General features: G+C 33.8%; 11 protein-coding genes and 1 tRNA gene. 4 read left to right on the forward strand and 8 right to left on the reverse strand.

Annotation, left to right across the window (positions count from 1 at the left end):
- Positions 1-35: 35 nt before the first annotated feature.
- The 3 genes from OZX63_RS05390 (at position 36) to OZX63_RS05400 (ending at position 2,509) form a co-directional block, all read left to right on the forward strand.
- A tRNA-Ser gene (locus tag OZX63_RS05390) sits at positions 36-125 on the forward strand.
- Positions 126-311: 186 nt separating this feature from the next.
- Positions 312-1,238: a hypothetical protein gene (locus tag OZX63_RS05395; protein WP_277142169.1), complete on the forward strand. Its 927-nt coding sequence runs from the start codon at positions 312-314 to the stop codon at positions 1,236-1,238.
- Between the two features lie 689 nt (positions 1,239-1,927).
- Complete coding sequence (locus OZX63_RS05400) at positions 1,928-2,509, forward strand: phosphatase PAP2 family protein (RefSeq protein WP_277142170.1); 582 nt, start codon at positions 1,928-1,930, stop codon at positions 2,507-2,509.
- Positions 2,510-2,550: 41 nt separating this feature from the next.
- Here OZX63_RS05400 and OZX63_RS05405 read toward each other — a convergent pair whose 3' ends face one another.
- Positions 2,551-3,381 (reverse strand): DegV family protein, encoded by an 831-nt coding sequence (locus OZX63_RS05405; protein WP_277142172.1) that lies wholly within the window; start codon positions 3,379-3,381, stop codon positions 2,551-2,553.
- Between the two features lie 239 nt (positions 3,382-3,620).
- Here OZX63_RS05405 and eno point away from each other — a divergent pair, with 239 nt between their 5' ends.
- Positions 3,621-4,907: a phosphopyruvate hydratase gene (gene eno / locus OZX63_RS05410; RefSeq protein WP_277132958.1), complete on the forward strand. Its 1,287-nt coding sequence runs from the start codon at positions 3,621-3,623 to the stop codon at positions 4,905-4,907.
- 157 nt (positions 4,908-5,064) lie between these two features.
- Here eno and OZX63_RS05415 read toward each other — a convergent pair whose 3' ends face one another.
- The 7 genes from OZX63_RS05415 to OZX63_RS05445 all read right to left on the reverse strand — a co-directional run bounded on the left by OZX63_RS05415 (position 5,065) and on the right by OZX63_RS05445 (position 12,133).
- On the reverse strand, positions 5,065-6,873 hold the full coding sequence (locus OZX63_RS05415; RefSeq protein WP_277142174.1) for an FAD-dependent oxidoreductase: 1,809 nt from the start codon (positions 6,871-6,873) through the stop codon (positions 5,065-5,067).
- A 254-nt stretch (positions 6,874-7,127) separates the two neighbouring features.
- Positions 7,128-7,841 (reverse strand): glucosamine-6-phosphate deaminase, encoded by a 714-nt coding sequence (locus OZX63_RS05420; RefSeq protein WP_277142176.1) that lies wholly within the window; start codon positions 7,839-7,841, stop codon positions 7,128-7,130.
- Position 7,842: 1 nt separating this feature from the next.
- Positions 7,843-8,208, reverse strand: coding sequence for a PTS glucitol/sorbitol transporter subunit IIA (locus OZX63_RS05425; RefSeq protein WP_277142177.1), 366 nt, complete (start codon positions 8,206-8,208; stop codon positions 7,843-7,845).
- An 18-nt stretch (positions 8,209-8,226) separates the two neighbouring features.
- Complete coding sequence (locus OZX63_RS05430) at positions 8,227-9,219, reverse strand: PTS glucitol/sorbitol transporter subunit IIB (protein ID WP_277142179.1); 993 nt, start codon at positions 9,217-9,219, stop codon at positions 8,227-8,229.
- A 13-nt stretch (positions 9,220-9,232) separates the two neighbouring features.
- Entirely contained in the window at positions 9,233-9,787 is a 555-nt protein-coding gene (locus OZX63_RS05435) for a PTS glucitol/sorbitol transporter subunit IIC (RefSeq protein ID WP_277142180.1), read from the reverse strand.
- Positions 9,784-10,263: a transcriptional regulator GutM gene (locus OZX63_RS05440; protein WP_277142182.1), complete on the reverse strand. Its 480-nt coding sequence runs from the start codon at positions 10,261-10,263 to the stop codon at positions 9,784-9,786. Before OZX63_RS05440 ends, OZX63_RS05435 begins: the two co-directional genes overlap by 4 nt.
- A gap of 28 nt (positions 10,264-10,291) precedes the next feature.
- A complete protein-coding gene (locus OZX63_RS05445) occupies positions 10,292-12,133 on the reverse strand; it encodes a PRD domain-containing protein (RefSeq protein WP_277142184.1) in 1,842 nt (613 codons plus the stop codon).
- Positions 12,134-12,180 lie beyond the last annotated feature (47 nt).

Genomic DNA, 12,180 nt, shown 5'->3' on the forward strand with positions numbered 1-12,180 from the left:
AAAAAGTGGCAATAGGGTATAATATGCTTTGTTGTGGAGAGTTGGCAGAGTGGTAATGCACCGGACTCGAAATCCGGCGAACCAAGTTTTTCCTTGGCGCGCAGGTTCAAATCCTGTACTCTCCTTAAATATAGGTAAATAAATACTGATATAAAGGTATTATTTAATAGCAATGGACTAACTAGTAACTAGTTAGTCCATTTTTGTTTGATCCAGACTTACCTAGGTTTGCTTAATCAAATAATGATGCATAGCTTGAAAGAAAATCTTAAAAGGATAATAATTATAAATAAAAAGGAAGTGCTTTAATTATGTGTATATTTAATTTTAAAAATTCACAAGATAAAAAAACAAATAACAGTGCTCTAATTAAAAAAATAGATGAAAACACGACAGCAATTAATGAACTTAATGATCAGTTAACAGATTTAAATAATAAAAATAACACTTTAATTGAAAAAATAAATAAAAACACGACAATAATTAATGAACTTAATAATCAGTTAAAGATTTTAAATTGTAAAGATACTGCAAAAAACGAGATACAGAGACTAACAAGATGGGAAGATCAAATACAGCCCATATCTTACATCTTTGGGATTATATCGTTTATTATTGCAAACTATGCTATTAAATTACTATCCGGACACGATTTAATTGCAATTTTAGCAATTTTATTTGCATTAGATGGAGTTGCAGCTGGGACAACACTACTTATTGTAAATGTTAAAAATCTTTGGTCTAATAAAGGCAATATTCGCGATATACTATATAATGACACGTCAAATGTTATCAGAGCTGCAGCTTGGCTTTTTGTACCTATTATTTTATTTTTACTGACTCCCATGCTATATTATAAAGTAATACCTTTTATATATAATGTAGTACCTTTTTTGATCAAATATAAATTTGATACTAATAGCCAATTATCTTCTTTTATCTTTATAATAATATATTCAATAGAATGGAGCTGTGTGGTTGCATCATTCGCATATCCTATTACTGAATTATTTTATTTAATGTTATATCGAGGATATAACAAAATGCTTGCAATATTGCTAGGCATATTATTAACAACTTTTTTATCTTCTTCAATTATGTGGATGGTAACAAGTAGTAAACTAGCAATAGTGATTGAAGTAACTTCTGCTTCTCTGTTATTTATATATACAATTTATATACAGCATAAAGAAAAAAGTTTATTGAAACTGAATAGCACTAAAAATGTTGTTAAATAAAGAAGACCGTTCATAGAGCATTTAAGCTCTATAAACAGTCTTTCTTTGTATCAATATGTCTACAACAAACATTTTTTCTACCTGGTCAGCACAATATTCGCTCCGCTAAAACCTTTCTTCAGGTCTTTTTGGAACTTAGCTTTAGATACGCCAATCTTTGGTAAATAGTGCCACGGATCAACGTGATCAGTGTTAAACAAGCCATGTTGAACAAGTCAACTGTGGGTTTTAATTTTCCGATAATAGTTAGTATCTAATGTAAAAGGAATATTGTACTTTCCTTAAATATAGGTAAATAAATACTGAGATAACGGTATTCTTCAATAGCGATGGACTAACTAATAACTAGTTAGTCCATTTTTATTGCATAAAACGACATTTAAAGATTTACCTATTTTTATACTAAAAAAACTCTCGTAAATTTTACGAGAATTAGATATAATAACCACCTTAGGTAATTACATGCAAGAACTAATATTGATTTTACTCTTAATGATTGCTTCATTCAATTAAAAATAACGTTGTAATCTTTATGATTACAGCATTTTTCATCCCTACTTTTTTACAAAATAGTTACAAAAAATGCTGATTTCTTAAGTTTTATTCAAGACCAGCTTTAAACGGTACATACCGGTCTTGAAATGCTGGTAAAATAGCTTCAGTAAGTATTTCTAGGTAGTGATTTATATATGCAAACAAGTATTTGGCTTGCGGCTTTGTCCGCTTTTATTCTGCTAATTCTTATTGTTAACATTCGCAATTCACGTCGCTTTAATCTTTTTGATCATTGGCTGCATCACAAGTTAGTCAGAAATCACGATGGCTTTAGTTGGCAAATCGTTGCTTTCATTAATGATCCTAAGTTAATGGTAGTTTGGGACATCCTACTTGCCAGCTTTCTCATTAATGAAGAAAGAAATATCACTGCACTTTGGGTAATTGCCACGTTAGGGTTTACTGATATTACGGGAATTTTACTCAAGCGTTGGATGCATCGCAAGCGACCGATTGAACATTCTGATTTAGAGGATGGCTACAGCTTTCCTAGTGGCCATGTCTTGGGAGCTACTTGCATGGTGCTAATTATCCTGCAGGTTTTTGGCAAGGAACTCGCTAGTTGGCTAGTTATTGCATTAGGAATAATTTGGTTAATGGTTGTCATTTCCCGCTTAAGCCTTAAGGCGCATTATCCTTCCGACATTATTGGTGCAACGAGCTTAGCTATCTTTTGTTTTACAATTTCACAGCAGATATTATTAGCCATTATTTAAAAAAGACAAGTTTCAATTTGAAACCTGTCTTTTTTTTTGCTTTATAAATCTTCAAAGCCAATCATTAATCCGCCCTCTTCAGCGTAAAAGGTACATAACCCTTTCATCGAGCGAATAATCACTTGAGCTTGAGGATACAGCTCAATAATTTTTTCTTTAAGTGTCTTGGCGTCTTTCTCATTCTTGCAGTGATCAATAATCACTTGGCCGCCCTGATATTTCATCTCAGCCATGCGCTTAATGACTTCCTTCAGCGCCCGCTTCATCCCCCGGACTTTTGCCAGTGGCTCCAATTTACCTTCTTCGCTGGCAGTACCAACAAGGTCAATCTTCAACATCCGTGCAACCTTAGCAACCGCAGGACTAACACGGCCATTTAGCGATAAATTATGCAATGATTGCAAAATAAATAACAAATGGGTATGCGTTTTATATTCCGAAATCTTTTGCTCTAAATCAACAAATCGCAATTTACCATTAATCAATCGCTTAATTTCATTTAAAATAACAGACATTTCTGGACCAGCAGAGCGAGAATCTACTACAATTACATGACTGTTAGGATGTTTCTTTTCATACATTTCTTTTGCCTGAAACGCTGAAGAAAAACTGCCACTAAGACCACTAGTAATCGTCATTAAAATTGCTCGATTACTGCCCTCTAACGCCTCAAGCCATTCATTAATGCTTGGACAAGATGTCTTACCAGCTTCAGTATTCTTTGCCATCTCAGCAATTAGCTGATCAATGTCAAGTTGTTCGCCGTCAATAAAATCTTGACCAGCAATGGTCATTGTTAGCGGCACTACTTGTACCATTTGGTCGGTATTTTCGTTGGCACTAGAATCAATTATTAATTTTACTTCTTCCATTTATTGATACATCCTTAAATTAAATACAAAGTCAATTTATGAATTAAATTGTATAGATAAATAATAAAGCAAAACCGCCAAAAAAGCGATTAAAAATTTTTAATTTTAGAAATCGCTTTCAAATGTTTACAGAATCACAAAGTTAGGCTAAAATTTGTCATGTAGAGATGGAGCCGGTGCTCCAGCTAATGTATGTACACAAAAGTTGTACAACATTTATTATTCTAGGAGGTTTTTAGATGTTAAAATCAGTCATTGAAAATGTTCATGCACTGGAAATCTATGATTCACGTGGTAACCCAACTGTTGAGGCTTTTGTTACCCTTTCAAACGGTATCGTAGGAAAGGCTGAAGTTCCATCAGGTGCTTCAACTGGTGAAAACGAAGCCGTTGAATTGCGTGACGGTGGCAGTCGTGTTGGTGGTAAAGGTGTTTCTAAGGCTGTTAACAATGTTAACACTAAAATTGCTGAAGCCTTAAAGGGCTTAGATCCTCACGACCAAGCAAATATTGATCGCGTTATGATCGAATTAGACGGTACACCAAACAAGGCTACTCTTGGTGCTAATGCTATCTTAGGTGTCTCAATGGCTACTGCTGTTGCCGCTGCTAAAGACAGTCACCAACCACTTTACAGATACCTTGGCGGAACTGATCTTGAAATGCCACAAACATTCCATAACGTTATTAACGGTGGTGAACACGCTGACAACGGTATCGATGTTCAAGAATTCATGATTACCCCAGTTAAGAAGACTTCATTCCGTGATGGTTTTGAAAAGATTGTTAACACTTACCACACTTTGAAGAAAGTTCTTGAAGACATGGGTTACGAAACTGGCCTCGGCGACGAAGGTGGTTTTGCTCCTAACATGAAGAGCTCAGAAGAAGCTTTGAAGGCTTTACACGAAGCAATCATTAAGGCTGGATACAAACCAGGCGAAGATATTGCTATTGCTTGTGACTGTGCTGCTTCATACTTCTACAACAAAGAAGACAAGAAGTACCACTTCGAAGGTAAAGTTCTTGATGATCAAGAATTGTCAGATTACTACGACAAGTTGCTTGGTGAATTCCCAGAATTAATCTCAATCGAAGACCCATACGACGAAAACGACGTTGACGGTATGATTAAGTTTACTGAAACTCACAAGGACAGAATTCAAATTGTTTTGGATGACTTTATTTGTACTAACCCTAAGCTTTTAACTAAAGCTATCAAGGAAGGTGCTGGTAATGCTTCATTAATCAAGTTGAACCAAATCGGTACTGTAACTGAAACTTTGGAAACTATTCGTCTTTCACGTAAGAATGGTTACAATACTATGATTTCTCACCGTTCAGGTGAAACTGGTGACACCTTCATCGCTGACTTTGCTGTTGCTGTTAACGGTGGTCAATTGAAGACTGGTGCTCCAGCTCGTTCAGAACGTGTTGAAAAGTACAACCGTTTGCTTGAAATCGAAGAAGAACTTGGTGACGGCGAACGTCTTGCCTTCTTCCCAGACAGCGTTGACAAAGACTAGTATATATAGTTTAAAAATGTCTATAAAAAATTGATTTCTTAGGCAAAAAATATAGATCAAGAATTCCTTTTGGAAACATCTTGATCTATTTTTTTGCCCTTTTTTCTGTAAAGAAGCCCTACTGACTATCTTCCACGTTAATGTTTTGAATAGTTGCCTATTTAGCCTTACTTAACGCATCTTTAACGGCATCTTTTAAGCCGCGACTGGTATTAGAAGCGCCTGAGACGGCATCAACATCAACAGAATCTTCTTGAACCATTTTAGCCGGTAGTTCTTTAATTGCTTTCAAGCCATAATCATCCGATTCAGCTTGCTTCAAGACTTCAATGTTCTCCAAATCTTTTCCATTAGAAGTGGTAACTCGAACAACAATCTCATCACCCATACCTTGGTTGGATTTACCAATGTATTGGTTAGCTGCTGTTGGGAATTCTTCTTGTTGAATATCAGATTTAAGCAAGTCTTTAACGTTTACAGTCTGCTTATTAGAAGCAATAGTTTGCGTACTCTCAGGCTTAGGCTTTGCAGCATTTTCACCGGCAATTTTACCAAAAATTAGACATTCAGCTAAATTACCACCACCTTGATATTGATTAGCACATATTCCTCCTAGTTCACCAGCAGAATATAAATGCGGAATTGCTTGTCCTTTTGTATCTAAAATTTCTGCACGAGAGTTTCTTCTTGGACCACCTTGAGTATTAAGTACGGTTTGTTCTAACTGAACCGCATAAATTTTTGTTCCTGAAAATGCACGCATACTTGATGGGTCACGATGAAATTCTGCATCGTTTTGCTTTTGAGCTGCATCATTATAAGTATCCAGTGTTGTTTGTAAAACAGTTGGCTCAACACCAATCTTATCAGCCAATTCTGAAACTGAATTGGCAGTAATTACATGCTTTGTATACGGTTCATAGCTACCGATAATTTCATCCTCATCCAATTCTTTTTTCTTAGTTTCGTCAAATATTAAATAAGGATGTTCTTGATTTAGTGGGACTTTCCATTGACCATGATTCTTGATGTGGCCATGACGATTAGCTTCATCTTCATTGAAATATCTTGTCCCATCATCGCCAACAACAAATACGCTACCTTTAGATACTAATTCATTTTGTGCACCCAGCATCAAACGTCCACGCTCACCACGTTTAATGGCAAAAGCCATGCCGTGAAGTAAGCCCAATGACTCATAATTTGCCATGTGCCACATATCTGCACCAACAGCTTGCGTCATCGTAATTCCTGCGCCTGTATTATAAAGCGTGCCTAATGGGGCTAAATTTTTGGCTCCTAAAAAGTCTTCCAGCATTTGCTGATTATCTTCAAAGCCACCTGTTGCCATTACAACTCCGTTTTTAGCTTGAATTTTAAGCAATTGATGCTTACGTTCGATAACTACACCAGCAATAGCTTCCGTATCAGGTTCTTGAATCAACTCTTTAGCCGGTGTGTTATAAAGAACAGTAATTTTATCTTGACGCTTAACCACTTGTTGCTTTAAGTTTTGCCATAAAGCAGCGTCAAACCATTGCTCATGAACCGTTGTAAAATCGTAAGATTCTACACCTTCATATTCTGGATATTCTTCGTATGCACTTCGAGTTTGAGGTAAATATTCCCGAACACTGCATGGTTTTACATCTAAGTACTTATTAACATATTCCGGCATTTTTACCATGCCTTTAACAAAGGTGTCAACCATTTCCTCATCAAGTGCCATTGGCGCTGTTAATTTTTGATAGTACTTTTTGGTCTTAGCAAAGTCATTACTTGTACCAATTAACTGTGCTGAATAACGGGTATTCCCGCCTTCATGACCTTCTGGTGCAGCATCAACTAGTAATACATTAGCGCCATTATCTGCAGCAAAACGAGCAGCAGTTGCTCCAGCTCCACCAAATCCTAAGACAACAACATCATACGTTGCATCCCATGCAATATTTTTTGTGTATTTCATAATTTTAACCTCTTATCTGTAATCGCTTACGTTTATATGCTAATAATATCACAAGTGATTAATTTAGACTATCTGTCCAAAAAATATAGGCTTAGCTCTAAGTAGTCACGTTTCATATACTATTTGTTAACAAATACTAATTTTTCAACTAAAATACAAATAAATTAAAGTATTGATGAATAAAGATAAAACAAAAGCTAGCCTCTATCCTTTCTGATAAAGATGCTAGCTTTTTATAATTAAAATTTTGACTTTTACTTCTTTAACAATTTTCTTGCTTTTTCATCTGCAATAACAATAAAATCCGGATGACTTCTTAGAATAGATGCTGGAACATTTGCGTCAATTTCCGATTCGATTAACTTTTTAATAATTGGAGCTTTAGAATCACCATAAGCCAATAAAACTATTTTTTTACTTTTAGTTATTGATTTTATTCCCATGGTGATTGCTTTTTTAGGAGTTTTTTCCAAACTTTTAAAACCAAAGCCCTGTTCTACTGCATTAACAGTCTGCTCAGTAAGTGTTACGACCCTAGTTAAACTATCAACTGAAGAACCAGGTTCATTAAAAGCAATATGACCATTTTGACCAATTCCCAAGAACATAATATCAATTGGATTTTCATCAGCAAACTGTTCATATTGCTGGCATTCTTTAGTTAAGTCTTCTGCGCGACCGTCAGGAATTACATTTCTTCTAAATTTTTTAAACTTAAATAGATTGTCATCCATAAAGTTAGCAAAACTCTTTTTATCAGATTTATTCATTCCCACAAATTCATCAAGATTAATGGTAAGAATATCCTCAAAATTAATATTACTTTCCGCTATTTCTTTATATAAGGTCAAGGGAGAATTTCCCGTTGGTAATCCAATTGTTTTTATACCTTGATCCAAACCATCTTTTAATAAGTCAAATGCTACCTTTCCACCTTCAGTTGCATTCTTTACTTTAATTAATTCCATTTTAATTCTCCTTAATACTAAGAACTGTTCCTATTTGAATTTTGGGTAATGGCTTCTTTTCAACATAAAGCGTGCCTGGTAAATCTGCTTTATCTGCGCCATTAAATTTAATTGTAATATGACCTAATGCATCCAAGTTTTTTTCAACGACATTTCCGACAGCCGTAATTCTATATTTATCTTGCCCGATGCATAAATATTCACCTACACCTATTTTGTCAACCAGCTGTGTAACTTTTATTTTGAAACAGTATTCAGCCAAAGCAGCAGGTGCTTCTTCACCGAATAAAATGATCATATTTTCGTTTTCAAAATCAGCTGCTTTATCACCAATATTAGTTATTTTAGTTTTGTAAATTAAATCCATATATTTTTCACTCTATCTTTAATGACTGTACAAACCAAAACTAGCTAACCAAGCAATCACTACTCTAGGAACACTGTTTAAAAAACGTGAATATAAAACAGAAGGCACACCTACCTCAACTGTTTCTGGTTTAGCCTCACCTAACCCAAGGCCAACCGGAATGAAATCACAGCCACATTGAACATTAATTGCAAATAAAGCTGGCAATGCTAATTGTGGAGGAATGTTACCCTTTCCAATTTCTGCACCAATTAAGGCTCCAATTACTTGAGCCATTACCGCACCAGGCCCTAAAAGCGGTGAAAGAAATGGTAATGAACAAATCAAGCCAATAATGATCAATCCCCAGATATTTCCAGCAAGTGGTACCAAAGCATTAGCAATTATCTTTCCAATACCTGTTCCTTCAATAATTCCAATTAATAATGAAACAAAAGCCATAAACGGAATAATAGTATTCAACACCGTCTTAACTGCATCTTTAGCGGCTTGATTAAAGGCGGCTACAATCTTACCGGCACCCATACCAATTTTAACAATGATACTTTTTTGATTAGAATTTTGCTCACTAATTTTTTTATTAACATCATACGTAGGTTTGGCTTTTTCAGTTTGCGTAGCTTCTACCTTTTTTGCTTGTTTAACTGCACTGATTTGTTCAGGCCCGACTGCTGAAACATAAATATCCTCATGCATGTATTCTGCAAGTGGGCCGCTTTTACCAGTAGCAACAATATTGATTGTTGGAATCTGTTTTTTAGGATAGATACCACAACGTAAGGTTCCACCACAATCAATAACTACCGCAGCTATTTGGTCATCAGGAATCGAATTATTAAAACCATTGACAGCTTCCATACCAGTTATTTTTACAATCTTATCAACTACTGCTGGTTTAGCTCCACCAGCAGTAATATATACTAACTTGTGCTTATCCTTTGTTGGAGTAATTGTTAGTGGCCCACCATAGCCGCCGTTACCTTTTTCTATTTTGACTGTTTGATATGACATTTTGTTTTCTCCTTTACTCGGCAATATCCTCTACTTTTTTACTTAATTTAATTCCTTGCTGTTTGCATACCATCGCAGTCGTTAAGTCTGTTATGCAGCCATCTAAAAGATTTAACACAAAACCTACTAACATATATCTGATTGCTAACTCTGTTGAATTTAATCCAAGAGCTTCAACACCTTTGGCCATTCCTAGCCAAACAAACAGTTCTCCTGGATTCATATGTGGAAAGATCCCACTATTTGTCTGTAATACTTGCGATTGAACACCATAGTAACTTGGTTTATAAAATTCCGGCAAAAAACGATTCATTGTAAATGCCATCGGATTACTTAGAGCAAAAGCTGAAATAAAAGGCAAAATTAAATACCTGGTAAATATATTTCTAGAAGAAACTTTTGCTAATTTTTCTACTCGCTCTTTACCCATAAAGGTTACTAGAGTATTCATGGCAATCATTAGCATTAATACTAATGGCACTGTCCCACTTATCCAGCCCATCAAATTCTTTCCGCCTAAGCGGAATATTCCAATAAAACCTTCTGCTAATTTTGTTAAAACTGTCATTTTTGTTCCCTCCATGTTATAGCTTTGAGTTTGTTTTTAAGTAAATCAATCTTGATCGTTAATGGATTCACTGGCACTTGGTCTAGATCCTCGACTTCACCATTTTTAACCTTTAAATAATTATCTTTTGCATTAAGAACAGATTTTCTTATTAACCAATTTTCTGTCTTTAATAACCTATCTAAATCGGCACCCATTAAATTTATGTTGTTATACTTATAGCTTTCTTTAAATCTAGAAAAGATCGTCACCCCTTTCATTATCCAGCTATCTAAAATAGTTCCTTGTTGATCAATAGAAAAAATCACAATTGAACCAGCAAAGAATTTGCCAGACTTTTTACCAATTACTACTTCTCCTTTTAGCCTTAATTTTGAATAAATTCGACCGAAATTTTTTATTTGCTGAAAACCTAAAAGCACTTGAGCAATATAGGCTGTTAAACCAACTGTTATAAAAATTTGAATTGAATCCATACACCAACCTTCTTTCTATTTTGTAAAATCATAATGAAAATAAATATTTCAAAAAATCGATTAATGTCTGTTTATTATTTATTAATTGAATCCTCGTTAAAGCATTCAACGAAACTGACATCTTGAAAATTTTTTCGTAAAGTGTAATTAGGCTATCTTCCTTGTTTTTACTCAATTTTTCAGGCACACCTAATAAAAAAGTACAACCAGATTGCTGATCAATATTTTTAGCTTTAGAAAAACACAATACAATTCTTGAACTCTTTTTATTGATATGATGTGGAAATGCCACTCCTGGTACCATAAAAGACGGTGTCACTTGTTCCTTTTCAATGATTTTTTTAGCAAATTCAGAATCAACCAAATTGTGTTGTTCCAAATTCTTCAACATGATTTTCAGATTACCTAAATAATCGATTTGATCATCATATTCATAATAATCCAATAGAAAATCATCAATTATTAACTTCTTGCTACGTTGAATTTGACTCAAAATATTATTAAAATTACGTACATCTAACAAGTTGTTTATAAATACATACGGAATATCTGAAGGTACGTTTTGCAACGGAACAGTAGTAAAAATTGCACAAAATTTACTTTTATCATCTTGTGTATACTGCGAAACAGTTAATTGCAATACTTCTATTTCATCACCAAGCATTTTTTGAATTTGTTTTTTTACTAACAGAGAAATTCCTCTACCGGTATTAGTTACTACAGCTATACTGTCTTTTTTTGTCGTTTCACTATTATTTTCTAGCATTAATTCAAAATAAATAGCCAAGTAACTATCTTCGGTTTTATCAATTTTTCTATTTAAAATTTCCTCAAGTTCAGTCAAACTTACTTTGGCCATTTCATAAGCAAAAGGATATTTAGTTTTAATTTCACCATTAAAAATATCCGTTCGGTCAAGATAAAAAACTGTTCGATTAATTAGTCCCCAAAGATGAATTTTTATCTTCTGATATAAACTAGTTTCATTGATTTCGATCATAAAATTACTCTCACATTTAGCAAGCATGCGAGAAAAGCACTGCCTTAAAAAAGTATCATCAGCATTGTTAAGCACAATTCCTTGATTATTACTAATATTAAAAGGAAAACTTAAAAAATCTTGTTCGAATTTGCTTAATTTAATATCATATTCTTGCTCTAAACTATTAATAAAATCTACAAACCAAGAACGATTTTCAAAAATATTGCGATAATGAGAGATTTGCTTAGTTAAATCTTGTTTCGCTTTTATTCTCAAAAAAGTAATCTGAACAACTTTTTTAAGCAAATTAACATCTTGATATTCCAGATTAACTGAATTACTCAATTCCTGAATGCTCTGCAAAATATCATTGCTTAGAGGTTTGAACTTGAAATAGTCATATACCTCATATAAGTAAACACATCTTAAATTAAATTCAGAACCGTAAATTTTTATTCCACGATTAGGAATTCCGCGAATTTTTACATCATATTTATTTAAAGATCGCTTGATCAATTTAATATCTTTATTCATCAAAGCTATGCTAATGTCCATCTCATTTGCAATATCAGAAATAAATAAGAAGTCATCTTCTTCAATCAATCTTTTCAATAAATAAGCTTTTCTTTTTTTAAATGAATTAAAGTCGCTATTGGTCTTTAAGTCCTCAAAAGCTAATTTATTAAACACTTCGAAATCATATATTTTCAGCTTTACTTCATTATTATTTTCAACAATTTTAGCCGAACCCTTAAATAAACTGTTTAATTCACTTATTTCATCTCTTAGCGTCTTTAAACTTGTTTTTGCTATTTTTCTTAATTTTTGTAAATCAATTTGCTTGTTAATCATTAACTGTTGAATAATTAATTCATATCGATTAATCACATTTCCTCACCCCCTTCTTGTATTTTATTCATTAAAAACAGTATAGC

The sequence above is a fragment of the Lactobacillus sp. ESL0700 genome (assembly GCF_029392095.1).
Classification (GTDB): domain Bacteria; phylum Bacillota; class Bacilli; order Lactobacillales; family Lactobacillaceae; genus Lactobacillus.

What these genes read in the sequence shown, in the direction of transcription:
- OZX63_RS05430 (WP_277142179.1), bottom strand. Translation starts at nt 9,219, where the DNA reads ATGTCATATCAAACAGTCAAAATAGAAAAAGGTAACGGCGGCTATGGT.
- OZX63_RS05425 (WP_277142177.1), bottom strand. Translation starts at nt 8,208, where the DNA reads ATGGATTTAATTTACAAAACTAAAATAACTAATATTGGTGATAAAGCA.
- OZX63_RS05415 (WP_277142174.1), bottom strand. Translation starts at nt 6,873, where the DNA reads ATGAAATACACAAAAAATATTGCATGGGATGCAACGTATGATGTTGTT.
- OZX63_RS05405 (WP_277142172.1), bottom strand. Translation starts at nt 3,381, where the DNA reads ATGGAAGAAGTAAAATTAATAATTGATTCTAGTGCCAACGAAAATACC.
- OZX63_RS05440 (WP_277142182.1), bottom strand. Translation starts at nt 10,263, where the DNA reads ATGGATTCAATTCAAATTTTTATAACAGTTGGTTTAACAGCCTATATT.
- eno (WP_277132958.1), top strand. Translation starts at nt 3,621, where the DNA reads ATGTTAAAATCAGTCATTGAAAATGTTCATGCACTGGAAATCTATGAT.
- OZX63_RS05400 (WP_277142170.1), top strand. Translation starts at nt 1,928, where the DNA reads ATGCAAACAAGTATTTGGCTTGCGGCTTTGTCCGCTTTTATTCTGCTA.
- OZX63_RS05435 (WP_277142180.1), bottom strand. Translation starts at nt 9,787, where the DNA reads ATGACAGTTTTAACAAAATTAGCAGAAGGTTTTATTGGAATATTCCGC.
- OZX63_RS05420 (WP_277142176.1), bottom strand. Translation starts at nt 7,841, where the DNA reads ATGGAATTAATTAAAGTAAAGAATGCAACTGAAGGTGGAAAGGTAGCA.
- OZX63_RS05395 (WP_277142169.1), top strand. Translation starts at nt 312, where the DNA reads ATGTGTATATTTAATTTTAAAAATTCACAAGATAAAAAAACAAATAAC.